General features: G+C 72.7%; 8 protein-coding genes and 1 pseudogene. 5 read left to right on the top strand and 4 right to left on the bottom strand.

What is annotated here, in order from left to right; all coding sequences use genetic code 11:
- Positions 1–570, bottom strand: a pseudogene (locus tag M4J07_RS48440) (WD40 repeat domain-containing protein); the annotation flags it as partial.
- A 253-nt stretch (positions 571–823) separates the two neighbouring features.
- Here M4J07_RS48440 and M4J07_RS02170 point away from each other — a divergent pair.
- The gene (locus tag M4J07_RS02170) at positions 824–1,714 is read left to right on the top strand and encodes a hypothetical protein (protein ID WP_255966521.1); all 891 of its coding nucleotides are present in this window, start codon (positions 824–826) and stop codon (positions 1,712–1,714) included.
- A 7-nt stretch (positions 1,715–1,721) separates the two neighbouring features.
- Here the strand turns inward: M4J07_RS02170 and M4J07_RS02175 are convergent, their stop codons facing one another.
- The 3 genes from M4J07_RS02175 to M4J07_RS02185 form a co-directional block, all read right to left on the bottom strand.
- On the bottom strand, positions 1,722–2,108 hold the full coding sequence (locus M4J07_RS02175) for a fic family toxin-antitoxin system, toxin component (RefSeq protein ID WP_255966522.1): 387 nt from the start codon (positions 2,106–2,108) through the stop codon (positions 1,722–1,724).
- Positions 2,105–2,440, bottom strand: a complete 336-nt coding sequence (locus M4J07_RS02180; protein WP_255966523.1) for a type II toxin -antitoxin system TacA 1-like antitoxin — start codon at positions 2,438–2,440, stop codon at positions 2,105–2,107. The genes M4J07_RS02175 and M4J07_RS02180 overlap by 4 nt, the downstream gene beginning before the upstream one ends.
- Before the next feature lie 118 nt (positions 2,441–2,558).
- A complete protein-coding gene (locus tag M4J07_RS02185; protein ID WP_255966527.1) occupies positions 2,559–3,119 on the bottom strand; it encodes a DUF3291 domain-containing protein in 561 nt (186 codons plus the stop codon).
- Between the two features lie 353 nt (positions 3,120–3,472).
- On the opposite strand from M4J07_RS02185, the gene M4J07_RS02190 reads away from it, so the two are divergent.
- From M4J07_RS02190 to M4J07_RS02205, 4 genes are all read left to right on the top strand, one after another.
- Positions 3,473–5,035: a class I adenylate-forming enzyme family protein gene (locus tag M4J07_RS02190; protein WP_255966529.1), complete on the top strand. Its 1,563-nt coding sequence runs from the start codon at positions 3,473–3,475 to the stop codon at positions 5,033–5,035.
- A 54-nt stretch (positions 5,036–5,089) separates the two neighbouring features.
- On the top strand, positions 5,090–6,379 hold the full coding sequence (gene hemA, locus M4J07_RS02195) for a 5-aminolevulinate synthase (RefSeq protein WP_255966531.1): 1,290 nt from the start codon (positions 5,090–5,092) through the stop codon (positions 6,377–6,379).
- Positions 6,376–7,917 carry a long-chain-fatty-acid--CoA ligase gene (locus M4J07_RS02200; protein ID WP_255966533.1) on the top strand — a complete coding sequence of 514 codons (1,542 nt, stop codon included), beginning with the start codon at positions 6,376–6,378 and terminating at the stop codon, positions 7,915–7,917. The genes hemA and M4J07_RS02200 overlap by 4 nt, the downstream gene beginning before the upstream one ends.
- 141 nt (positions 7,918–8,058) lie before the next feature.
- Positions 8,059–26,748 (top strand): type I polyketide synthase, encoded by an 18,690-nt coding sequence (locus tag M4J07_RS02205; RefSeq protein ID WP_255966535.1) that lies wholly within the window; start codon positions 8,059–8,061, stop codon positions 26,746–26,748.
- The last annotated feature ends 1 nt before the right edge of the window (position 26,749 follow it).

Here is a 26,749-nt window from a genome sequence, read left to right on the forward strand (position 1 = left end):
CACTGTCTTGTCGCTCTGGCCGACGGCGAGAGTTTCACCGCTGGAACTGAACGCCACCCCCTGTACGAGGTTCTCCGGGGCGTAAGGGACGGTCGCTCGGGTCCGCCCGCTCGCCGTGTCCCACAGTCGCACCGCCCGTGAACCGTCCGCGGATCCCCCGGCAGTGGCAAGGACACGGCCGTCCGGGCTGAACGCCAACCGCAGAACGGCGTCCTGGTGTCCGGTCAAGCGGTGTGCGAGCGGGAGGGCCCCGGCATTGCGAAGACTCGTCTCCGCTTCTCTGGTTGGGCTGACACGAAAGGCCCGAGCGGCGAGCAGCGAAGCGAGATCCGGGTCAGCGTCCAGCATCTCGCTGGATTCGAGCGCGAGTAGTCGCGAGATGGAACGGTCCCGATCTTCGCGTTCCTTCCGGGTCGATTCGATGACCGTTTCGCGCTGCCAGATGACCAGCGAACTGGCCATCAGGGATGCGGTGAGCGCGGCGATCAGGAATTTGACGCGCACGCTGCTGCGATACCGCGTGGTGACGGCTGCATCTTCTGGACTCACAGTTCCCCCGAACCTCGGCATGTTGCCTTTCCCTGCGCTTTCGGCATGGGTGGCGGCAATTGAATTTACTCGGAGATCTTTTTCCTGGGCACCCGTCGAGATTGCTTGTCCGATACCTTGGTCCGTGAGTGCTAGATGAATGCCATAGGAGGATCAATCAGCTTCGGGGGAGGCCTGCATGTCCGACGACACTTCTCAGTTACCTGACCCATCTGACCCACCTGACCGACCCGACTCATCTGACCGGTCGGCTGGTAGGCAGCATCGCTTCCCGTTGCGTGACCGGAACTTCGTCACCACGGCGATCATCGCCCCTGTGGTCGTCTCACTCATCGTCCTCGGGCTGACCGGCGGCTTCTCGTGGATCGGAGATCAGTTCAAGGCGAAGAAGCCACCCGTGTACGTGTCCGGTTCCCGCTCGCCGAGGGTGGCGGTCTCCACCGGGCCTCCGAAGGCGCAGCCGTCCGGCTCCGTGTGGACGACACCGCCGACAGGCGCCTCTTCTGCCCCCGGCCAGTCCGAAGCAGAGGCGCAAGGCATCCGGTACTTACGGAGCGGCTATCTGTGCCCTTGGGAGGCATGGGTGGTGACCAGGCCCCCAAGTGAGTTCGAGGAACTTCCCGTTCTGGAAGGCGGCACGCCTGATCCGCGTCTCATCAACGACAAGACCGCGGGAGATCCTTCCGCCACCCATCTCGGTATCGACATCCAACCGGTGGACAACAGGCCCTTGCAGGTAAAGGAATTACGGATCAAAGTCCTCGAACGAAAGGCAGCTCCGAGCGCCGACCGGGCGACTTTGGTGGGCTTGCGGAACGGTCAGTGCGGTGGCGGTCCGGAGGAACTACTGGCTTACGCAGATCTTGACGGAGGCGCCGACTTCGCCACCGTACGGTTCGCGGGCGGCAGTCATCTTCCTCAGGAGCTCGTCGGCGGGAGGTCGCTCCACATCGATCTCGCTGTGGAGACGCGTACGTGCGACTGCGTATGGATCCCGGAGATCGTCTGGTCCAAGGACGGAGAGACGAAGACGACCGAGTTCCGGATCGACGGGAAGGAATTCCGCACCATCGCCACCATCGGCCTCGAACGCCGGGCGTGGAAGCAGGATCTCAACACCCGCAGGTGGACGAGGGCCGTGTTCGACGAGTCCATCCTCGACTGAACGTCTCTCAGCCGACCGTCCAGTCCCGCAGCCGCCGCGCGATGCCCGCCACGCCCTCCCTGCCCGCGGCGGCGTCGTGGACCAGTTCGACCGCGGCCTTGAGGGGGTAGTCGAGGCGGCGGCCGTTCAGTGCCAGGTACGCCTCCGTGGCGTGCCACGCGAACGCCGCGTTCGAGTGTTCCAGGCACGGCAGCCGGGCCAGGGTCTGGAGGAGGGCGCCCGCCTTCAGGTTCAGGCTGCCGTAGATGTCGTGTTCCAGCGCCCGCGCGTTGACCCGTGCGACGGCCGCGTACAGGGGGCCGTAGTCGTCTACCTGGGGATCATCGTCGAGGAGCTCGGCGGCGTGGAGGAGGAAGGTCACGTCGAGCGGATGCTCGGGGACGGGCTGGCTCACGCGGCATGCCCCTGCCCCTGTTCCTGTCCCTGCTTCTGACCTTGTTCCCGTTCCCGTTCTTCCAGGTCTCGGCGGGCGCGCTGCTCGGCGGTCCGCTGTTCCGGGGTGGGGTCGAGGCCGTCGGACGCGGTGCGGAACGCCTCTCCGCTGCGGGTCTTCGACGCCTCGAACGCCGCGAGGAACTTCCGCTCGACCGCGGTCGCCTTGTCGATCGCGGCGGAGAGGATGTACTCCTGCAGGCTCTTGCCCTCCTGCCGGGCCGCGGCTTCGATCGCCGCGCGCTGGGCCGGGTCGGGGAACCGCAGGTTCAGGGCCTTGGGACTGTTCGCCATGGTACCGATGGTACCGCTGGCCCTATCGGTCGGCCAGGGCGTGCGGTGCGCGTCACCGTCCGTCGGTCGCAGGAGCCGGAGCCCGTCGCCGGTCGCCGGTGACGACCGGCGGGGGAGCTCATTCGGGAGCCGTGGCCGCCTGCCGCCCGACGTCCTTGATCCTGGCCGGAGTCCCCTCCGGGGCGAACGCGTGCTGGAAGGTGAAGGCGTGCGGTGCGGAGCCGTGGCCGTGCAGGTGCTCCAGCCGGGAAACCCCGTCCTGCCAGGTGGGTTTCACACCCCCGGAGACCCACCAGAACACGTGACCGGGGTGGCCGGTCCGCTCGAACCAGTCGTAGCGCCGGTTCAGTGCCTGGCGGTGCAGACCGGTGTAGACGGCGTCGAAGGCGGGGCGCAGGCCGGTCCAGAGGGAGAGGGTCGCGGCCAGGGCGGCGGTCTGAGCGGTGCGGCCCTTGTCGTACCAGGCCGGTACGGCGAACTCGCCCCAGTCGCCCCAGTCCAGGTCGAAGAGCGTGCCGCGGCTGCCGGCCGCCGCTTCGGCGCGGGCGAGGTATCCGGGATGCCGGCTGATCGTCCGGTAGACGGCCTCGCTGCTGTCGTGGAACGCGCGGGTGAGCGGTCCGGGATCGGCGAGGGGCGACTTCAGGACGCCGAATGTGTACAGAGCGAGTTGGGGCATGCGTCTCTCCCAGGTTGGGGGGCCTGGCCGTTCGCGAACTCCGAAGGCCAGGTGAACGTAGCCGCCCCCGCGAGCCATGTCGAAGTTGCTTTTTCTTCGTCGAAGTGGCCTCTTGCGCGGACCCTTGCGGGGGCCGGGGCGGCGGCGGGTTTTAGGAGGCTTTTAAGAAGAGCACACTTTCTCTTTGTCGAAGGTCGCGTATATGCGACCCGGGGGAAGCGGCATTTGCTCAAGAAGCGCATAACGATCGCTTGAGTGCCGGTGGAACAGGGTTGACCGGCTCCAATGGCCCGACGAAGGTTGAACCGCTCAATCAGATGACGCCGTTAGTTGGAGAACAAAAGGAAGGTCACATGAGCCTGCCCGAGCATTGGTGGAGTGCACATCGGAGTTATGTCTCGGAGATCCTCTCACTGCTCGCAGCCGCGCCGGAGCGAGAAGTTTTCTATTGGCGTGATAAAGCCTTCTCCGGTGGTGACCTGATTCGGTCCGTGACGGAATCATTCCTTGCGTTGCGCGAGCGCGGAGTGGGCAAGGGCGATGTGGTGGCGATTCTGGTCGCACCCAACAGCCCCGAGACCCTCACCGTGCGGTACGCGACACATCTGCTCGGCGGCGCCGTCTGCTACGTGCGCACCACCAATCCCGGTACCCGGGCAACGGTCCTTCCGCTGGATCACCAGATCCAGATCCTGCGCGAGACCGAAGCCGTGACCGTCTTCGCCGACGCCGAGAGCGCGGAGCGCGCGGCGGAACTCGCCGAGGGCAGCGGGCTCCCCGTGACGCGTGTGCCCGGCCGCGCCGACGGCGCCGACGCCCCGGCCGTCGTGGCGTGGGAGCCGGACGCCCTGGCCGTCATCAGCTTCACGAGCGGCAGCACGGGCCGGCCCAAGGGCATCCGGCTGGCGGGCCGCGCGTGGGACGCCACCTTGCGTGCGTGGGTGGAACTCGGCCGTGAGTACGGCTGTGCGTCGCTCCTGGTGTCGACCCCGCTCAGCCACGGCGTCGCCCCGCTGGCCGACGCGGTCCTCGCCTCGGGCGCGGCGCTCCACGTCCACGAGACCTTCGATGTCGAGAAGTTCGTGGACGCCGTCGCCGCTGAGCGGGAGGTCTCGTGGACCTTCATGGCGACGAACCACGTGTTCCAGCTCATCGACCTCCTGCTGGAGCGGGGCATCCGTGACCCCGACGCGGTGGCGGCCGCCGGCCTGTCCGCACTGAAGCGGATCGTCTACGGCGGCAGCCCCGCGGCACCCGCTCGCATCGCCCAGGGGTATCAGCTGTTCGGCCCTGTGCTGGCGCAGGGCTATGCCACGACCGAGTCCGGGAAGGTCACGACCCTGACACCTGCGGAGCACGGCGACCCGGAGCTCGCGGTCACGGTCGGGCGGCCCTTCCCCAAGGTGGAGGTCGTCGTCTGCAACTCGGAATCGGGTGCGCGACTGGCGGTGGGAGAAGTCGGTGAGGTGTGCGTCCGCTCGCCTCAGCTGATGGACGGCTACAACCGCGAGCCGGAACTGACGGCGCGCGCTCTCCGTGACGGCTGGTATTTCACCGGGGACATCGGCTTTCTCGACGAGCGGGGATATCTGACCCTCCTGGGCCGGGTGGCCGACGTCATCAAGGTCGGTGGCGTCAAGGTTCACCCCATCGTCCTGGAGGGGGAAATCCTTTCCCATCCGGGTGTCCGGCACGCCGCCGTCTACGCGGTGCGGGACGCGGACGGCAGTGACCACATCCACGCCGCGATCGAATGCGATCCGGCCGAGAAGGTCGACGTGGAAGACATTCGTGCACGCATCGCCGAGGCGCTGTCCCCGATTCACGTGCCGGAAAACATAGCCGTCTTCGACGCGCTGCCGATGAACAGCAACGGAAAGCCCGACAAAGCGCTTCTGCGGGCGCAGGGCGTCTAGCGCAGGCCTATTGGCCGCATGTCAATCCAACCGCTCCATCGAGAAGGCGAACGAATGAACGCGCATCTGGCATCATATGTGAATGGGATAACCGCTGACGATCTCGCCGAGAGCAAGCGTGAATTCCTGGAGATCGGACGTCGTTCCGGCAGTTTCCCGCTGGCCACCGCGCGACGCGACGGGGTGGATTCGGAAGTAAGCGTCTGGTGCAGCAACGACTACCTGGGCATGGGTCAGAACCGCCAGGTCATCGCGGCCGTGCAGGAGGCGATCGACACCCACGGCGTGGGCTCCGGAGGCTCCCGGAACATCGGCGGGACCAACCACTTCCACGTCCGTCTCGAGAACGAACTGGCGGACCTGCACGGCAAGGAAGCCGCGCTCCTGTTCACCTCGGGATACACGGCCAACGAAGGCTCGCTCTCCATCCTGGCGGGGATGCCGGCGGACACCATCGTGTTCTCCGACGCGAAGAACCACGCCTCGATCATCGACGGCCTGCGGCACAGCGGCGCGAAGAAGCACATCTTCCGCCACAACGACGTCGCCCACCTCGAAGAGCTGCTCGCGGCCGCTCCCGCCGACGCCCCGAAGCTCGTCGTCGCGGAGACCGTCTACTCCATGTCGGGCAACGTCGCGCCGCTCGCCGAGATCGCCGACGTCGCGGACAAGTACGGCGCCACGACCTTCATCGACGAGGTCCACGCGGTCGGCATGTACGGCCCGCAGGGCGCCGGCATCGCCGCGCAGGAGGGCATCGCCGACCGGTTCACGGTCGTGATGGGCACCCTGGCCAAGGGCTTCGGCACGATCGGCGGCTACATCGCGGGACCGGCCGCCCTCGTGGACGCGGTGCGCACCTACTCGCGCTCGTTCGTCTTCACCACCTCGCTGCCGCCGGCCGTCGCGGCCGGTGCGCTGGCGTCGGTCCAGTACCTGCGCTCCTCCGACGTGGAGCGCAAGTCCCTCTCGGAGAACGCCCGGCTCCTGCACAGCCTGCTGATCGAGGCCGACATCCCGTTCATCTCGACGGACTCCCACATCGTCTCGGCGTTCGTCGGCGACGACCGCCTGTGCAAGCGGGCGTCCCAGCTGCTGTTCGAGCAGCACGGGATCTACGTCCAGTCCATCAACGCCCCCAGCGTGCCCGCGGGCGAGGAGATCCTGCGGATCGCGCCGTCCGCCGTGCACGACCAGAGCGAGGTCGAGAACTTCGCCCACGCCCTGCACGGGATCTGGAAGGAACTCGACATCCCGACCGCGAGCGCCCGCGACTGGTCCACCTCCCCACTCCGCGGCGGCTGGGCCGGCACCACCGCGAAAGACGGACTGCTGTCCCGATGACCAGGTCCGTTGCCGCCGTGCTGTCCGACACGGCGGCGCAGCGCCCCGACGACATCGCTCTCATCCACGAGTCCGAGCACGTCACCTACGGGTGGCTGTGGGAGCGGGCACAGCGCTACGCCTCCGTGCTGCGGGCCAACGGGGTACGGCCGGGGGACCGTGTCGCCACGCTCCTGGCCGACACCCCGCAGTTCCCCGTCGTGTACTTCGGCGTCCTGGCGGCCGGCGCCGTCGCGATCCCGCTGAACGTGATGGCGACCGCGCCGGAGATCGCGCACGTACTGTCCGACGCCGACGCCCGGTTCCTGGTGTGCGACGCCTCGTTGCTCACCCGGGCGCGCGAGGCGGCCGGGCCGCTCGGCACGGTGCTCCTCACCGTCGGCCCGGGCTCCGCGGACACCGTCGACCTGGAGACCGCGGCACAGGACGCGGCACCGATCGACGAGTCCGCGACGCGGGAACCCGACGACGTCGCGGTCGTGTTCTACACGTCAGGGACGACGGGACAGCCCAAGGGGGTGATGCTCACCCACCGGAACATCCTGTACAACGTCGAGCGGATGGTCACCACGCCGTACGCGTTCCGGCGCGACGACGTCCTGCTCGGCTGTCTGCCGCTGTCGCACGGGTTCGGTCAGATCTGCGGCATGCTGACGGGCTTCCGGGCCGGCATCTCCATCGTCATGATGCCGAGGTTCTCCGGGCGGGAAGCCCTCGATCTGATGACGGAACACGGCTGCACGGTGTTCATGGGCGTGCCGACCATGTACTTCAAGCTGCTCGACGCGGTGGCCGACGGCGCGCCGGTTCCCCGGCTCGACCGCGTGTTCAGCGGGGGTTCGGCGCTTCCGGTCAAGACCCTCGACGACGTCAGCGACACGTTCGGATGCCCGGTCTACGAGGGCTACGGGATGACCGAGACCTCGTGCAGCGTGGCCTACCACTATCCCGGTCTGACGTTCCGCCCCGGGACGGTCGGCGTGCCGATCACCGGCGTCACGGTCGGCACGGCCCGGCCGAACGCCGACGGCGTCGAGCTGCTGCCCGTCGGTGAGGTGGGCGAGATCGTGGTGCGCGGCCCGAGCGTCATGGCCGGCTACCTCGGCCGCCCGGACCTCACCGCCGAGGTGCTGACCGACGGCTGGTTCCGCACCGGCGACCTCGGCCGGCTGGACGACGACGGCTACCTCTCGGTCGTCGGCCGCAAGAAGGACCTGATCCTGCGCGGCGGCTACAACGTCTATCCGCGCGAGATAGAGGAACTCCTCGTCGGCCATCCGGCCGTGGCGCAGGTGGCCGTCATCGGTGTGCCGCACCCCGTGCTCGGCGAGGAGGTGTGGGCGATCGTCGTGCCCGCCCGGCCCGAGGACGTCACCGCCGGATCGGACGAGGAGATCGTCGAGTGGGCCAGACAGCGTCTGGCCGCCTACAAGTACCCCCGCCGCGTGGAGTTCACCGACGCACTCCCCGTGGGGTCCAGCGGGAAGGTCCTCAAGCGGGAGCTCGTCGCGACGTACGAGCCGACCGCCGTGTCGTAGCAGTTGTCGTAGCAACAGAACGAAACGAGCCGGCTGGACCGGCCGCCACAGCATCACCTTGACGTAGCACCCGCGGCACGGCTGCGGGTGCTACGTCTCCGCTCAGGCTTCGTACGTGACAATAGGCAGGACGGCTCGACCATGGCTGAATTCCAAGCGGACACGTCGACTTCGACCGAGGCGATCGCCATTGTCGGTATGTCCTGCCGGCTGCCGCACGCGGAGAATCCCGCGCAGCTGTGGCAGCTGCTGCGCGACGGCCGCAGTGCGATCGGCGCGCCCCCGGCGGGCCGCCCCGAACTGCCCGCGCGACCGGGCGGCTACCTGGAGGACGTCAGCGGCTTCGACGCCGCCTTCTTCGGCATCAGCCCGCGCGAGGCGTCGGCGATGGACCCGCAGCAGCGGCTCATGCTCGAACTGGCCTGGGAGGCACTGGAGGACGCCAGGATCCTGCCGCCCGACCTCGCCGACACCAGGACCGGTGTCTTCGTCGGCGTCATCGCCGACGACTACGCCGCCCTCACGCACCGGCGCGGGGCCGACGGCATCACCCACCACACGCTGACCGGCCTCAACCGTGGCGTCATCGCCAACCGGATCTCGTACACCCTCGGTCTGCACGGACCGAGCGCGGCCGTGGACACCGGACAGTCCTCCTCGCTGGTCGCCGTGCACCTCGCGGTCGAGAGCCTGCGCCGCGGCGAGTCCGCCACGGCCGTCGCCGGCGGAGTCAACCTCAATCTGGTGCCGGACAGCACTCTCGGCGCGGAGCGGTTCGGCGCGCTGTCCCCGGACGGCCTCAGCTACACCTTCGATGCCCGGGCGAACGGCTACGTCCGCGGCGAGGGTGGCGCCTTCGTGGTGCTCAAGCCGCTGCGCGCCGCCCTGGCGGACGGCGACCCGGTCTACTGCGTGCTGCACGGCAGCGCGATGAACAACGACGGGACGACCGAGGGCCTCACCGTGCCGAGCCCGGCCGGTCAGCAGGACGTCCTGCGGCAGGCGTACGAACGCGCCCGGGTGCCCGCCGAGCAGGTGCAGTACCTCGAACTCCACGGCACCGGAACCAAGGTGGGTGACCCGATCGAGGCGTCGGCCCTGGGCGCGGTCCTCGGCGACGGCCGCGCGGACGGGGCCGAGCTGCGGGTCGGATCGGTGAAGACCAACGTCGGACACCTCGAAGGGGCCGCCGGCATCGTCGGCCTGCTGAAGGCGGCGCTCTGCATCCGGCACCGCGAACTCGTGCCGAGCCTGAACTTCGAAACCCCCAACCCGGACATCGAGTTCGACGCGCTGAAGCTCGCCGTCCAGCAGAGCCGCGAGCCGTGGCCGCGGCCGGACGAGCCGCTCTACGCGGGCGTCAGCTCTTTCGGCATGGGCGGCACGAACTGCCACGTCGTGCTGTCGGACCGGCCCGCCGAGGTGGCGGCGCCCCAGGAACTGCCCGGCGCCGGGCAGCCCGCGTCGGGCGCGGTGCCGTGGGTCGTGTCCGGCAAGTCGGCCGAGGCCGTGGCCGGTCAGGCGGACCGGCTGGTGTCGTTCCTGGAGGAGCGGCCGGAGCTGGACGTCGCGGCCGTGGGCCGCTCCCTCGCGGTGTCGCGCGCCCGCTTCGATCACCGAGCGGTGGTCGTGGGGGAGACCCGTGACGAACTCCTGGCGGGGGCACGGGCGTTGGCCGCCGGCACGCCCGCGGCCGGTGTGGTGTCGGGCCGTGCGGTGCCGGACGGCGCGGTGGCGTTCCTGTTCTCGGGGCAGGGCAGCCAGCGTCTCGGCATGGGCCGTGAGCTGTACGTGAGCGAGCCGGTGTTCGCCGCGGCGTTCGACGAGGTCGTCGCGGCGCTGGACGTCCACCTCGACCGTTCGCTCGCCGGCGTGATCGAGGGTGAGCCGGAGCTGCTGGAGCGGACGGTGTTCACGCAGCCGGCGCTGTTCGCGATCGAGGTGGCGCTGTTCCGCCTGCTGGCCCACTACGGGGTGACGCCGGACTATCTGGTGGGTCACTCGGTGGGTGAGTTGGCTGCGGCTCATGTGGCGGGTGTGCTGTCGCTTCCGGACGCGGCGCGTCTGGTGTGTGCGCGGGCCCGTCTGATGGAGCAGGTCGCCGAGGGCGGGGCGATGGCCGCCCTGAACGCGGGGGAGGAGCAGGTCTCCGAGTGGCTCGCGGGCCGCTCGGGCGTGGAGGTGGCGGGGCTCAACAGCCCGGCCGGCACGGTCATTTCGGGTGACGAGGCGGCCGTGCTCGACGTCCTGGAGCTGGCGCGCGGGGAAGGCGTGAAGGCGACACGGCTGAAGGTGAGCCACGCTTTCCATTCCGCGCATCTGGACGGCATGCTGGACGAACTCACCTCAGTGGCACAGGAGTTGATCCACGCGGCACCCCGCATCCCGGTCGTGTCGAACGTGACCGGTGAGGTGATCGAGGAGTTCACGCCGGAGTACTGGGCCGTGCAGGCCCGCTCGGCGGTGCGGTTCGCCGACGGTGTCGCCACGCTGGCCGGTCTCGGGGTGTCGGCGTTCGTCGAGCTGGGCCCGGACGCGACGCTCGCGGGTCTGGCGGGCGAGTGCCTGGCCGACACCGAGGGCGTCGTCGTGGCCCCGGTCCTGCGCAAGGGGCGTCCGGAGCGGCGCTCCCTGGTGACGGCGCTGGCCACGGCGCACGTGCACGGCGTCGGCGTGCAGTGGGAGCGGCTCCTGCCGGGTTCGGGCCTGGTGGACCTGCCCACGTACGCCTTCCAGCGCCGGCCCTTCTGGCTGGACGGCCCGACGACCGCGCAGGCCGACGTCCGGCTCGCCGAGGCCCGCCCATCCGCGGCGAGGCGGAGCCGGCCGAAGCGGCCCGCGCCGCGCGGCGACGAGCTGGCACTGGTGCGCGCGCACGTCGCGGCGGTGCTCGGCCACGGATCGGCGCGCCACGTGCCCGTCGACACGACCTTCAAGGAACTCGGCTTCGACTCCCTCTCGGCCGTCGAACTGCGGAACGCGCTGAACACGGCCACCGGGCTCGCGCTGCCCGCCGGACTCCTCTACGACTACCCGACCCCGGCCAGACTCGCCGACCACCTCGCCGACCAGCTCCTCGGCGCGGACCAGGACGACGATCAGGACCAGGACCAGGACCCGGACGAGTACGTGGACCAGGGCGACGACGCGTACGGAGCCGTGGGCCTCGACGAGCCGATCGCGATCGTCGGCATGGCGTGCCGGCTGCCGGGCGGGGTCGCCTCGCCCGAGGACCTGTGGCGGCTGGTCAGCGACGAGGTCGACGCCGTCGACGGATTCCCGACCAACCGGGGCTGGGACCTCGACGCGCTCCTCGCCCCCGACGCGGACGGCCCCGGCACGACGTACGCCGCCCGAGGCGGCTTCCTGCACGACGCGGACCGGTTCGACGCCGACTTCTTCGGCATCAGCCCCCGCGAGGCCGCCGCGATGGAGCCCCAGCAGCGGCTGCTTCTGGAGACCGCCTGGGAGGCCTTCGAACAGGCGGGCATCGACCCCGCCGCGCTGCGCGGCACCCGCACCGGTGTGTACGTGGGCGCCACGGCACAGGAGTACGGGCCGCGGCTGCACGAGCCGTCCGGCGGCCACGACGGCTACCTGCTGACCGGCAACACCGCCAGCGTCGCCTCCGGCCGCCTGGCCTACACCTTCGGACTCGAAGGCCCGGCGGTCACCGTCGACACCGCGTGCTCGTCCTCGCTCGTCGCACTCCACCTCGCGGCGCAGTCGCTGCGCCAGGGCGAGTCCTCCGTGGCCCTCGCCGGCGGTGTGTCCGTCATGGCCACCCCCGGCATGTTCGTGGAGTTCTCCCGGCAGCGCGGCCTCTCCCCGGACGGCCGCTGCAAGGCGTTCTCCTCGACGGCGGACGGCACGGGCTGGGCCGAGGGCGTGGGCCTGCTCGTCCTGGAGCGGCTGTCGGACGCCGAGCGCAACGGGCACCAGGTGCTCGCGGTGATCCGTGGCTCCGCCGTGAACCAGGACGGCGCGAGCAACGGTCTGACCGCGCCGAACGGTCCCTCCCAGGAGCGGGTCATCCGCGCCGCGCTGGCCGACGCCCGCCTGTCCGCGTCCGACGTGGACGCGGTGGAGGCGCACGGCACCGGCACCCGCCTCGGCGACCCGATCGAGGCCAACGCACTGCTGGCCACCTACGGCCAGGACCGCGAACAGCCGCTCCGGCTGGGCTCGTTGAAGTCGAACATCGGTCACACGCAGGCCGCCGCGGGCGTCGCGGGCGTGATCAAGATGGTCATGGCGATGCGCAACGGCGTCCTGCCCGCGACGCTGCACGTGGCCGAGCCGACCGCGCACGTCGACTGGTCGGCCGGCACGATGGAACTGCTGACGCGGGCCGAGCAGTGGCCCGAGCTCGACCGGCCGCGCCGGGCGGGCGTCTCGTCCTTCGGCATCAGCGGGACCAACGCCCACCTCATCATCGAGCAGGCCACGCCGACCGCGGCTGCCGCCCAGGAGCCGTCGGCGCCGGGTCCGGTGCCGTGGGTGGTGTCCGGGAAGTCGGGGGCCGCCCTGTCGGAGCAGGCGGAGCGGCTGGTGTCGTTCCTGTCGGAGCGGCCGGAGCTGGACGTCGCGGCCGTGGGCCGCTCCCTCGCGGTGGCACGGGCCCGCTTCGACCACCGTGCGGTGGTCGTGGGCGAGACTCGTGAGGAACTCCTCGACGCACTGCGCGCGCTGACCCCGGGCGAGACGGCCACGACGGGCTCGCTGGCGTTCCTGTTCTCCGGCCAGGGCAGTCAACGCCTGGGCATGGGGCGCGAGTTGTACGCGGCCGAGCCGGTGTTCGCCGCGGCGTTCGACGACGTGGTCGCGGCGCTGGACGTCCACCTCGACCGTTCGCTCGCCGGCGTGATCGAGGGTGAGCCGGAGCTGCTGGAGCGGACGGTGTTCACGCAGCCGGCGCTGTTCGCGATCGAGGTGGCGCTGTTCCGCCTGCTGGCCCACTACGGGGTGACGCCGGACTATCTGGTGGGTCACTCGGTGGGTGAGTTGGCTGCGGCTCATGTGGCGGGTGTGCTGTCGCTTCCGGACGCGGCGCGTCTGGTGTGTGCGCGGGCCCGTCTGATGGAGCAGGTCGCCGAGGGCGGGGCGATGGCCGCCCTGAACGCGGGGGAGGAGCAGGTCTCCGAGTGGCTCGCGGGCCGCTCGGGCGTGGAGGTGGCGGGGCTCAACAGCCCGGCCGGCACGGTCATTTCGGGTGACGAGGCGGCCGTGCTCGACGTCCTGGAGCTGGCGCGCGGGGAAGGCGTGAAGGCGACACGGCTGAAGGTGAGCCACGCTTTCCATTCCGCGCATCTGGACGGCATGCTGGACGAACTCACCTCAGTGGCACAGGAGTTGATCCACGCGGCACCCCGCATCCCGGTCGTGTCGAACGTGACCGGTGAGGTGATCGAGGAGTTCACGCCGGAGTACTGGGCCGTGCAGGCCCGCTCGGCGGTGCGGTTCGCCGACGGCGTCGCCACCCTGGCCGGACGGGGCGTGACGGCGTTCGTGGAGCTGGGCCCCGACGCGACGCTCGCCGGTCTGGCGGGCGAATGCCTGGCCGACACCGAGGGCGTCGTCGTGGCCCCGGTCCTGCGCAAGGACCGCGCCGAGAAGCGCTCCCTGCTCGCCGCCCTTGGCGCCGTGCACGCCCACGGCGTGGAGGTGGACTGGGCGGGCTTCCTGCCGGGTTCCGGCGTGGTGGAGCTGCCGACGTACGCGTTCCAGCGCGAGCGATTCTGGCTGGACGCACCGCGTTCCGGCGACGCGGCCGGCCTGGGCCTGACGGCCGTGGACCATCCGCTGCTGGCCGCCGTGATCACGGAGCCCGACGGTGACGCGGTGCAGTTCTCGGCCTCCGTGTCGCTGTCCTCGCATCCGTGGCTGGCCGACCACGCGATCGGCGGGACGGTTCTCGTCCCGGGCACCCTGTTCCTGGAACTTGCGGGCACCGCGGCCGAACAGCTGGGGCACGCCACCGTGGAGGAACTCACCCTCCAGGCACCCCTGATCCTCCCGCGGCGGACGGCTGCCCAACTGCGGCTGACCGTCGACCGGGCCGACGCGCGCGGCGACCGCCGGTTCACCGTGTACGCCCGCACCGGCGAGGAGCAGTGGACCGCCCACGCGGCAGGACTGCTCACCTCCGCCGTCCCCGCGCCGGGCATCGCCCTCGACCAGTGGCCCCCGGCCGACGCCACCCCCGTCCCGCTGGACGGCGTCTACGACCGCCTCGACGACCTCGGCTACGGCTACGGGCCCGCCTTCCACGGTCTGCGCGCCGCCTGGCGCGCGGGCGACGACGTGTTCGCCGAGGTCGCCCTGCCCGACCGGCTGCACACCGAGGCCGCGCGCTGCGGCGTGCACCCCGCCCTCCTCGACGCCGTGCTGCACCCCCTTGTACTGGAGGCCGCGGACCCGGCGGGGGACGACGGCACGATCCGGCTGCCGTTCTCGTTCTCGGGCTTCGCGCTGCACGCGGTCGGTGCCACGGTGCTGCGCGTCCGCTGGACCCGTACCGGCCAGGACACGGCCCGTCTCGCGCTCGCCGACGGCACCGGCGCCCCGGTGGCGGCGATCGAATCGGTCGCCCTGCGGCCCATCGCCCGTGACCGGCTCGCCGTCGCCGAACCGGCCGTCGAGTCCCTGTACCGGGTGGCCTGGGAGGCCCTCCCCGCGGTCGAGCCGGTCGCCGACCAGCGCTGGGTCAGCATCGGCGGGGCCCCCTACGCCGACCTCGCCGCGCTCGGCGCCGCCGTCGACGGCGGCACCGCCGCACCGGAGTTCGTGGTGCTCGGCGAGCAGCAGCTCGTCGTAGGTGCCTCCGACGACGTACTCGACCGGACCCATGCCACCGCGGCGCGCGGCCTCGACGCGGTGCGCGCATGGCTGGCCGCCCCGCAGTTCGCGGAGAGCCGCCTCGTCCTCGTCGTACCGGACGGCGCGCTGCACACGGCCCCGCTCGTCGGCCTCGTCCGCACCGCGCAGACCGAGCAGCCCGGCCGGCTCGTCCTCGCCCACCTGGACGAGAGCGGCGCCGAGCTGCTGCCGGCCGTGCTGGCCTCCGGCGAGCCCGAAGTGGCCGTGCGGGACGGCGCGTTGCTCGTGCCGCGCCTGACGCGTGCCCCGGGTGCCGTCGAAGGCGCGGTGGACGCTCTGGACCCGGAGGGCACGGTCCTGGTGACCGGCGCCCTGGGTACCTTGGGCCGGCTGGTGGCACGCCGGCTGGTGACGCGGCACGGCGCACGGCACCTGCTGCTGGTGTCGCGGCGTGGGAGTGACACTCCGGGAGCTGCCGAATTCGTCGCCGAACTGGGGGAGTTGGGGGCCAGTGCCCGGGTGGCGGCGTGCGACGTGGCGGACTTCGACGCGCTGGCGGGGCTGCTGGACGAGGTCGCGGCCCAGCGTCCGCTGACCGCCGTGGTGCACACGGCGGGCGTTCTCGACGACGTGACGGTCGCGTCGCTGTCGGCCGACCGCCTGGAGCGGGTGATGCGCCCGAAGGTGGACGCGGCCTGGAACCTGCACCGCCTCACCGAGTCCCTCGGCCTCGCCTCGTTCGTCCTGTTCTCGTCCATCGCCGGTCTCATGGGCAACGCGGGCCAGGCCAACTACGCCGCCGCGAACACCTTCCTCGACGCCCTCGCGCAGCACCGCCGCGCCCGGCACCTGCCCGCCACCTCCCTCGCCTGGAGCCTGTGGGACAGCGCCGACGGCATGGCCGGAACCCTCGCCGACGCCGACGTCGCCCGGTGGAAGCGGAGCGGCATCGTCCCGCTGACCCCGGACCTGGGCCTCGACCTGTTCGACGCGGCGCTCGCCTCGGCCGAGCCGCTGCTGGTCCCCGCCGAACTCGACCTGGCCGCCCTGCGCGCCCGCGCCACGGAGAACGCGCTGCCCGAACTGTTCACCGGCCTGGTCCGCGTCCGCCGCAGGCAGGCGGCCGGCACCGCCCCCGGCGCCGACTCGTCGTGGGCACAGGAGTTGACCGCGCTCACCACGGAGGAGCGGGCACGGGCCGTGCTCCGGACCGTGCGGGAGACCGTCGGACTGGTCCTCGGCCACGGCGCCGACGCCGACATCGACCCGGCCAGGGCGTTCAAGGACACCGGCTTCGACTCCCTCACCAGCGTCGAACTGCGCAACCGCCTCAACGCGGTGACCGGGCTGCGCCTGCCCACCACCCTCGTCTTCGACCACCCGTCGCCGCAGGCGGTGGCGGACTTCCTGCTGGAGCGGCTCGACGCCACCGGATCGGCCGCCGTCCCGGCGACGACCGCCCACTCCCCGGGACTCGACGAGCCGATCGCCGTGGTCGGCATGGGCTGCCGCTACCCGGGCGGAGTCTCCTCGCCCGAGGACCTGTGGCGGCTCGTCGCGGAGGGCCGCGACGCCATCGACACGTTCCCGTCCGACCGCGGCTGGGACGTGGAAACCCTCTACGACCCGGACCCCGACAAGACCGGCACTTCGTACACGCGCAAGGGCGGATTCCTCTACGAGGCGGCCGAGTTCGACGCCGAGTTCTTCGGACTCAGCCCGCGCGAGGCGATCGCGACCGACCCACAGCAGCGGGTCCTCCTGGAGGTCGCCTGGGAGGCGCTGGAGCGTGCGGGGATCGACCCCGCCGCGCTGCGCGGCTCCTCGACCGGCGTCTACGCGGGCGTCATGTACAACGACTACGGGTCGCGGCTCGGAGGTGCGCCGGAGGGCTTCGAGGGACATCTGCTGACGGGCACGATCTCCAGCGTCCTGTCGGGCCGGGTGGCCTACACGTTCGGTCTCGAAGGGCCCGCGGTGACGCTGGACACCGCGTGCTCCTCCTCGCTGGTGGCCGTCCACCTGGCCGCGCAGGCGCTGCGCCAGGGCGAATGCTCGATGGCCCTGGCCGGCGGTGTCACGGTGATGTCGACGCCGACGACCTTCGTCGAGTTCTCGCGGCAGCGCGGCCTGTCGCCGGACGGGACCTGCAAGTCGTTCGCCGCGTCGGCGGACGGCACCGGCTGGGGCGAGGGCGCCGGCATGCTGGTCCTGGAGCGGCTGTCGGACGCGCAGCGGCTCGGGCACCACGTCCTCGGCGTGATCCGCGGTTCCGCGGTCAACCAGGACGGCGCGAGCAACGGCCTCACCGCCCCCAACGGGCCCTCCCAGGAACGCGTCATCCGCCAGGCCCTCGCCAACGCCCGCCTCGCCCCGCACGAGGTCGACGCGGTCGAGGCGCACGGCACCGGCACCCGGCTCGGCGACCCGATCGAGGCCAACGCGCTGCTGGCCACCTACGGCCAGGACCGCGACGAGCCGCTGCGCCTCGGTTCGATCAAGTCGAACATCGGTCACACGCAGGCCGCCGCGGGCGTCGCGGGCATCATCAAGATGCTGATGGCGATGCGCAACGGAGAGCTTCCGGCGACGCTGCACGTGGACGAGCCGACGCCGCACGTCGACTGGTCGGCGGGCGCGGTGGAGCTGGTCACCGAGCACCGGGCGTGGCCGGAGGTGACGCGTCCGCGGCGCGCGGCCGTGTCCTCGTTCGGCATCAGCGGCACGAACGCGCACGTGGTCCTGGAGCAAGGTCCCGGGCAGGCCGTGACCGACGGGCCGGTGGCGGCGGAGCTGCCCGGGCTGCCGCTCGTGCTGTCGGCGAAGAGCGAGGCGGCCCTCGCGGCGCGGGCCGGCCAGGTGCGGGAGCTGCTGGCCGCGGACACCACCGACCCGGCGCGGGTCGCCTCGGCGCTCGCGACCCGGGCCCCGCACCTCCCCTTCCGGGCGGCCGTCTCGGGCACCGGCCGGGACGAACTGCTGGCCGGTCTCGACGCGCTGGCCTCCGGCGAGGTCGCGGCGAACCTCGTGCAGGGCGCGGTCACCGGCCGGGGCAGGACGGTGTTCGTGTTCCCCGGGCAGGGTTCGCAGTGGCAGGGCATGGCCCTGGAACTCGTCGGCTCCTCCCCGGTGTTCGCCGCCCGGCTGGCCGAGTGCGAGCGGGCGCTGGCACCGTTCACCGACTGGTCGCTGCTGGACGTCCTGCGCGGTGCGGACGGCGCGCCCGGCCTGGACCGGGTGGACGTGGTGCAGCCGGCGCTGTGGGCGGTGATGGTGTCCCTGGCCGCGCTGTGGCGTTCGGTGGGCATCGAGCCCGACGCGGTGATCGGCCACTCGCAGGGCGAGATCGCGGCGGCCGTCGTGTCGGGGGCGCTGTCCCTGGACGACGCGGCGAAGGTCGTCGCGCTGCGCAGCCGGGCGATCGTACGGCTGGCGGGTACGGGCGGGATGGTCTCGGTGGCCCTGCCGGCCGACGAGGTCCGCGCACTCGTCACCCGCTGGGACGGCGCCATCGACATCGCCGCCCACAACGGTCCGCGATCCGTCGTGGTCGCCGGAGAGGTGACCGCCCTGGAAGAGCTCGTCGCCCACTGCAAGGACAACAAGAAGCGCGCCAAGCGCATACCGGTCGACTACGCCTCCCACTCCGCGCACGTCGAGAGCCTGCGCGACGAACTCCTCGACGCCCTGACCTCCCTCACCCCGCGCCCCGTCGAGGTGCCCTTCCTCTCCACCGTCACCGGGCAGCCGCTGGAGGGCACGGAGCTCGACGGCGCGTACTGGTTCCGCAACCTGCGCAACACCGTCCAGCTGGAGGAGGCCACCCGGACCCTGCTCGACCAGGGCCACCGCGTCTTCATCGAGGCCAGCGCCCACCCGGTGCTGACCATCGCCCTCCAGGAGACGATCGACGACACGGCGCACGACACCGCCGTCACCGTGCCCTCGCTCCACCGCGGCGAGGGCGGACTCGACGACTTCCTGGCCTCCGCCGCGCAGGCCCACGTCGCGGGCGCCCCGCTCGACTGGGCCGCCGTGACCGGCGGCCCCGGCACGGCCGTCGACCTGCCGACCTACCCCTTCCAGCGCCGCCGCCACTGGCTGGAGGGCCCGGCCACGGCCGGGGACGCGAGCGGACTCGGCATGGCCACCGAGCGGCACCCGCTCATCGGGGCCGCGGTCCGCACCGCCGACGAGGACAAGCTCGTCCTGAGCAGCAGGATCGCCCTCGACACCCAGCCCTGGCTGGCCGACCACGCCGTGGCCGGCACCGTGCTGCTCCCCGGCACCGCCTTCGTGGACCTCGCCGTCCGGGCAGGGGACCACACGGGCCTCGACCGGCTCGACGAACTGACCCTCCAGGCACCGCTGGTGCTGGCCGCCCGCGGCGCCGTACAGCTCCAGGTCGTGGTCGACGCCCCGGACGAGGAGGGCCGGCGCGCCCTGTCGGTCCACTCCCGCCCGGAGCCCGGGTCCGACGACGCCGCGACCCACCCGTGGACCCTGCACGCCACCGGCGTCCTGGGCCACGCGGACGGACCCGCTGACCCGCCCGTCGTCACCGCCTGGCCGCCGGCCGGCGCCGAGCCGGTCGACCTGACGGCGGCGTACGACACGCTCGCCGAGCGGGGCTTCCAGTACGGCCCCGCCTTCCAGGGCCTGCGGGCGCTGTGGCGCGCGGGACAGGAGACGTACGCCGAGGTCGCGCTGCCGACGGACGTCCCCCCGGGCGAGTTCGGCATCCACCCGGCCCTCCTTGACGCCGCCCTGCACCCCCTGGCCCTCGCGGCCGACGGCCGCCTGGTGCTGCCGTTCGCCTGGACCGGCGTACGGCTGCACGCGACCGGCGCCGACGTGCTGCGCGTACGGATCACCCCGCACGGCTCGGGCGCCGCCCTGTCCCTCACCGACACGAGCGGCATGCCCATCGCCTCGGTGGAGACGCTCGGCCTGCGGCCCGTGGACCCCGCACAGCTGGCCGGTGCGGGTACTCCCCGTCAGCCGCTGCTCCAGGTGGAGTGGACGACCGCCCCCAAGGCGGAACCGGCCACCGCGTGGGCCGTCCTCGACGACGCCGGCCACGGACTGCCCGCGCCGCTGGGCAGCTCCCCCGACCTCACCGGCCTGGCCGACGTCCCGCCGCTCGTCGTGGTCCCCTTCCCCGGCGACGACGGCCCCCGCGCCGGGGCGCACCGCGCCCTGCGGCTGGCCCAGGAGTGGCTCGCCGACGAGCGGTTCGCCGACGCGCGCCTGGTCTTCGTGACCCGTGACGCGACCACCGCCCGCACGGAGGCCGGACTCGGCGCGGCTCCCGTCTGGGGTCTCGTACGCACCGCGATGGCCGAGAACCCGGGCCGGTTCGGCCTGCTCGACCTGACGGACTGGGACCTCTCCGAAGCCGAGCTCGGCCGCGCGCTGGCCGTACCGGACGGGCAGGCGAGCCTGCGTGACGGGACCCTGCTCGTACCGCGCCTTGCCACGGCCACGCCGCCTGCGGCGGACTCCACCGCGCCCACCCTGAACCCCGACGGCACCGTGCTCGTCACGGGCGCCACCGGCACCCTCGGCCGGCTCTTCGCCCGCCACCTCGTCGCCGAACACGGCGTACGGCACCTGCTGCTGGCGAGCCGCCGCGGCCGGGACGCCGCGGGCATGCTGGAGCTGGAGGCCGAACTCACCGCCCACGGAACCGACGTGTCCGTCGTCGCCTGCGACACGGCCGACCGGGCCGCGGTCGCCGCGCTGCTGGACGCGATCCCCACCGAGCACCCGCTCACCGCGGTCCTGCACACCGCGGGCGTCCTCGACGACGGCACGCTGCCCGCCCTCACCGCGGAGCAGCTCGACACCGTGTTGCGCCCCAAGGTCGATGCCGCCCGGCACCTGCACGAGCTGACGGCCGGCCTGGACCTGGCCGCGTTCGTCCTGTTCTCCTCGCTGGCCGGCACGGTCGGCACCGCCGGGCAGGCCAACTACGCGGCGGCCAACACCTACTTGGACGCCCTCGCGCAGCACCGCACGACCCTGGGCCTGCCCGGTACGTCGCTGGCCTGGGGCCTGTGGGCCGAGGGCAGCGGGATGACCGGTCACCTGACCGACGCCGACCTCGCCCGCCTGTCCCGCGGCGGCATCGCCCCGATCGGCAGCGAGCAGGGCCTCGCCCTGTTCGACGCGGCCCTCGCGAACGACCGGCCGGTGCTCGTCCCGGCGCTCCTCGACCACACCGGGCTGCGGGCCCGGAGCGCGGACGGCACGCTGCCCGCGCTCTTCCACGGCCTGGTGCGCCCCGCGCGGCGCGCCGCCGCCTCCGGCGCCGACGAGCGGACGGGCGGGAACTCGCTCAGGGAACGCCTGGCGCCCCTGCCCCCCACGGACCAGGAGCGCGCGCTCCTCGAACTGGTCCGCGGCGCAGTGGCCTCCGTACTGGGCCATGCCGACGCCGACGGGATCGCACCCGAACGGGCCTTCAACGAGCTGGGCTTCGACTCGCTCAAGGCGGTGGAACTGCGCAACCGGCTGAACGCGGCCGCGGGCCTGAAGCTGCCCGCGACGCTGCTGTTCGACCACCCGAGTACGGCCGAGCTGGCCGCCTTCCTGCGCACCGAACTGCTCGGCCCGGCCGACGGGACGACCGACGCCGGAGCCGCCGTCGCAGGACCGGTGGCCGACACCTCCGACGAGCCGATCGCGATTGTCGCCATGGCCTGCCGCTACCCGGGCGAGGTCAGCTCCCCGGAGGAGCTGTGGACGCTGCTGTCCGACGAGCGGGACGCCATCGGTCCGTTCCCCGACGACCGCGGCTGGGACCTGGACGGCCTGTACGACACGGACCCCGACCACGCGGGCACCTCGTACACCCGGCACGGCGGATTCCTCTACGAGGCGCCGCAGTTCGACCCCGAACTCTTCGGGGTGAGTGCCCGCGAGGCCACCGCCATCGACCCGCAGCAGCGCCTCCTGCTGGAGATCTGCTGGGAGGCCTTCGAGCGCGCCGGCATCGACCCGACCTCGCTCAAGGGCAGCCAGACCGGCGTGTTCGCCGGTGTGATGGCCAACGACTACGCGGCACGCCTCAAGGACGCCCCCGAAGGGATGGAGGGCTATCTGTCGGTCGGCAGCACGGTCTCCGTCGCCTCCGGCCGCGTCGCCTACACCTTCGGCCTGCAGGGGCCGGCGATCACCGTCGACACCGCCTGCTCGTCCTCGCTCGTCTCGATCCACCTCGCCGCGCAGGCACTGCGCAACGGCGAGTGCGGCCTCGCCCTGGCCGGCGGCGCGACCGTACTGGCCGCCCCGACCCTGTTCGTCGAGTTCAGCCGGCAGCGCGGCCTGGCCCCCGACGGCCGCTGCAAGTCCTTCTCCGCGCGGGCGGACGGGGCCGCCTGGGCCGAAGGCGCCGGCGTCCTCCTGCTGGAGCGGCTCTCCGACGCCCGGCGCAACGGCCGCAGGATCCTCGGCGTGATCCGCGGCACCGCCGTCAACCAGGACGGCGCGAGCAACGGCCTCACCGCACCCAACGGCCCCGCCCAGGAACGGGTGATCCGCCAGGCCCTGACCAACGCGGGCCTGACCACCGCCGACGTCGACGCGCTGGAGGCGCACGGCACCGGCACCACGCTGGGCGACCCGATCGAGGCCAGGGCCGTCCTCGCCACCTACGGGCAGGACCGCCCCTCGCCGCTCCTGATGGGCTCCCTGAAGTCCAACATCGGCCACTCGCAGGCCGCCGCCGGGGTGGCAGGCGTCATCAAGATGGTCATGGCGATGCGGCACGGGGTGCTCCCCAAGAGCCTCCACATCGACGAGCCGAGCCCGCACGTGGACTGGTCCGCCGGCGAGGTGGAACTGCTCACCGACGCGATGCCGTGGCCCGGGTCCGAGCGGCCGCGCCGGGCAGGCGTGTCCTCCTTCGGCATCAGCGGCACCAATGCCCACGTCATCGTGGAGCAGCCGCCGGCCGATGCGCCGGACGCGCAAGCCGAACCGGCCGCACCGATGCCGGTCGTGCCGCTGCTGCTGTCCGCGCACAACGAAGCGGCCCTGCTGGCGCAGGCCGACCAGGTGGCCGCGGCCCTCACCGGCACCGACCGGCAGGACCTGGCACCGACGGGCCGGACCCTGGCCGTCGGACGGGCCGCACTGCCGCACCGCGCCGTGGTGGTCGCCGCCACCGCCCCCGAAGCGGTCGACGCCCTCGCCGCACCGGCCGTACGCGGCACCCCCGTGGACGGCCGGACCGCCTTCCTCTTCACCGGCCAGGGCAGCCAGCGACTCGGCATGGGCCGCGAGTTGTACGCCGCCTACCCCGTCTACGCCCACGCCCTCGACGCCGTGTGCGCGGAGCTCGACCCCTGGCTGGAGACACCGCTGCTCGACGTCCTGTTCGGCGAGGACCCGGCGCCGCTGGACCGGACCGGCTTCACGCAGGCCGCCCTGTTCGCCACCCAGGTCGCGCTCTTCCGCCTCCTCGAAAGCTGGGGCGTACGACCGGACTTCCTCGCGGGCCACTCCATCGGCGAACTGGCCGCCGCACACGTCGCCGGCGTCCTCTCCCTGCCGGACGCGGCGCGGCTCGTCGCGGCCCGCGGCCGGCTGATGCAGGCCCTGCCCGAGGGCGGCGCCATGCTCGCCGTCCAGGCCGAGGAGCAGGAAGTGCTGCCGCTGCTCGCCGGACGCGAGGACCAGCTCGACGTCGCCGCCGTCAACGGCCCCGCCTCCGTGGTCCTGTCGGGCGACGCGGCAGCCGTCGAGGCCGTCGGCGCCGAACTCGCCGCCCTGGGCCGCAAGACCAAGCGGCTGCGCGTCAGCCACGCCTTCCACTCCCCGCACATGGACGCGATGCTGGACGAGTTCCAGACGGTCGCTAAGGGCCTCACCTACGCCGCGCCCGCCATCCCGGTCGTCTCCACCCTGACCGGGCGGCGAGTCGGCGCGGAGGACCTGACCACGCCCGAGTACTGGGTGGAGCACGTCCGCCGTCCTGTGCGCTTCCTGGACGCGGCCCGCGCCCTGGAGGCCGAAGGCGTACGGACCTACCTGGAACTCGGCCCCGACGGCGTGCTCAGCGCGCTGGGACAGGACTTCCTCGACCCCGCGTCGGTCCTGGTCCCGATGGTGCGCGGCGGGCGCCCCGAGCCGCACACCGCCGTCACCGCCGTGGCCCACGCCCACGTACGGGGCGTACCGGTGGACTGGCCCGCCCTGTTCGGCGGGAGCACCGCACCGGCAGCGGACCTGCCGACGTACCCCTTCCAGCGCAGGCGCCACTGGCTCACCGACGGGCCCGGCGGCGGCGACGTCACCTCGGCCGGACTCGACTCCGCGCGGCACCCGCTGCTCGGGGCCGCGGTGCCGCTCGCCGACTCCGACGGCGTCCTCTTCACCGGCCGGATCTCGGCCCGCAGCCACCCCTGGTTCGCCGACCACGCCGTCGCCGGGACCCTGCTGGTCCCGGGCACGGCCCTGGTCGAGCTCGCGCTCCACGCGGGCACCGCACTCGGCTGCGAGCGGCTTGAGGAACTCGCCCTCCAGGCACCCCTGGTCCTCCCCGACGAGGGCGCGCTCCAGCTCCAGATCACCGTCGGCGGCCCCGACGACGACGGCCGCAGGCCCGTCGCCGTCCACTCGCGCGGCGACCAGGAGGGCGACGTCTGGAACCGGCACGCCACCGGAACCGTGACGGCCGCCGTCCCCGACCCCGGCCCCGCACCCGACCTCGCGTCCTGGCCGCCGGCCGGCGCCGAACCCCAGCCGGTCGACGACCTGTACGACCGCCTCGCCGACCAGGGCTACGGCTACGGCCCCGCCTTCCAGGGCCTGACGGCGGCCTGGCGGTCGGGCGACGACCTCTACGCCGAGGTACGGCCGCCCGCCGACCACGCCGAATCCGGCGGATTCGCCCTGCACCCGGCCCTGTTCGACGCCGCGCTGCACGCCCTGCTCCTGGAGGAGCCGGCCGGACTGCGGCTGCCCTTCTCCTTCGGCGGCGTCCGGCTGACCGGGTCCCCGGCCGGTGCCTTGCGGGTCAAGCTGTCGACCCGCCCGGACGGCACGGTCGCGGTCACCATCGCCGACGAGACGGGCGCGCCGGTCGCCGACGTCGCCTCCCTCGCCCTGCGGGCCCTCCCGGCGGGCAGCGCGCTGCAACGCCCCTCCGCCCCGCACCTGTACGCGGTGGAGCGGGCCGCTGTGGCACTCGCCGACGGCGGCGACCCGTACGTCGTGGTCCTCGGCGGGACCGACACCGGACTCGCCGCCGAGCAGCACGCCGACCTCGCCGCCCTGGCCGCCGCGACGGCGGACGGCGCGAGCGCACCCGACGTCGTCGTCCTGCCGGTGCGCCCGGCCCCGGTGCAGGAGACCGGCCGGGTCACGCGGGAGGTGCTGGCGGTCCTGCGGGAGTGGCTCGCCACCGACCTGCCGGACGGAGCGCGGCTCGCCGTGGTCAGCACCGGGGAACTGGCGCACAGCGCGCTGTCCGGGCTGCTCAGGACCGCCGAGTCGGAGCACCCGGGACGCTTCCAGCACGTCGTCACGGACGGCCTGCCGGCCGATCGCGCGCTGCTCGCCGCCGCCCTGGCCGACCCCCGGCCGCAGCTCGAACTCCACGACGGACAGGCCCGCGTGACCCGGCTCGCCAAGGTCCCGCACCCGGCCCAGAACCAGACCCAGCCCCAGGCCCCGGACGCCGACGCCGCGTTCGACCCGGAGCACACGGTGCTGATCACCGGCGGCACGGGCGCACTCGGCGCCCAGGTCGCCCGGCACCTGGTGACCGCCCGCGGCGCCCGCCACCTGCTGCTCACCAGCCGGCGCGGCGGGGCGGACGACCTGGTCGCCGAACTGACGGCGCTCGGCGCTGACGTACGGGTCGCCGCCTGCGACGCGGCCGACCGCGACGCGCTGGCCGCACTGCTCGCCTCGGTCCCGGCCGAGCACCCGCTCACCGCGGTCGTGCACGCGGCCGGAGTCGTCGAGGACGCCACGCTGGAGGCCATGGGCCCGGAGAGCCTCGACCGGGTCCTGCGGCCGAAGGTGGCGGCCGCCTGGAACCTGCACGAGCTGACCGCGGGCCTCGGACTGACGGACTTCGTCCTGTTCTCCTCCGTCGCCGGTCTGGTGGGCAACGCGGGACAGGCCAACTACGCGGCGGGCAACACCTTCCTGGACGCGCTCGCCGAACACCGGCGCGCGGACGGCCTGCCCGCCGTCTCCCTCGCCTGGGGCATGTGGCAGGACGGCATGGCGAACGACCTCGACCACGCCGACCGCGCCAGGCTCGCCCGCAACGGAATCCTGCCGATGCCGACCGACCGGGCGCTCGCGGCCCTCGACACGGCCCTGACCGGGGCCGCGGCGCCCCAGGCCGACGGCGCGGCGGGCACCCGTCCTGTGCTCGCACCGGTGGCCCTCGACCTCGCGGCACTGCGCGGCCTCGGCGACGCACTGCCCGAGCTGTACCGGGGCCTGGTGCGCACCGAACGCCGAGCCGGCCGCAGCGCCACCGCCCCGACGGAGATCCCGCTGGCGCAGCGGCTCACGGGCCTGGACGCCGAAGAGCAGCAGCAGTTGCTGCTCGACTTCGTCAGGGAACAGGTCGGCACCGTCCTGGCCCACCCGGCCCCGCGGACGATCGACGTCCAGCGCGGACTGATGGACCTGGGCCTCGACTCCCTCACCGCCGTCGAACTGCGCAACAGGCTGAACAACGGCACCGGACTGCGGCTGCCCAGCACGCTCGTCTTCGACCACCCGACCACCAGGGCCGTCGCCGAATTCCTGTGGAGCGAGCTGGTCGGCGAGGCACCGGACCCGGTCCAGGCCGCCCTCGACGCACTGGAGACGGCGCTCGCGGCCGCCGGCCCGCCGGACGGTGACGGGCCGTCAGGAACGTACGCCGCGCGGCTGCGCGGCCTGCTCCGGACGGTGGACGGCGCCCCCGACGGCACCGACCTCGACCTGGCGACGGACGACGACCTCTTCGCCGCACTCGACAACGAACTCGGCAGGTAGA

The sequence above is a fragment of the Streptomyces longispororuber genome, assembly GCF_024448165.1.
In the GTDB taxonomy this organism is placed as follows: domain Bacteria; phylum Actinomycetota; class Actinomycetes; order Streptomycetales; family Streptomycetaceae; genus Streptomyces; species Streptomyces longispororuber_A.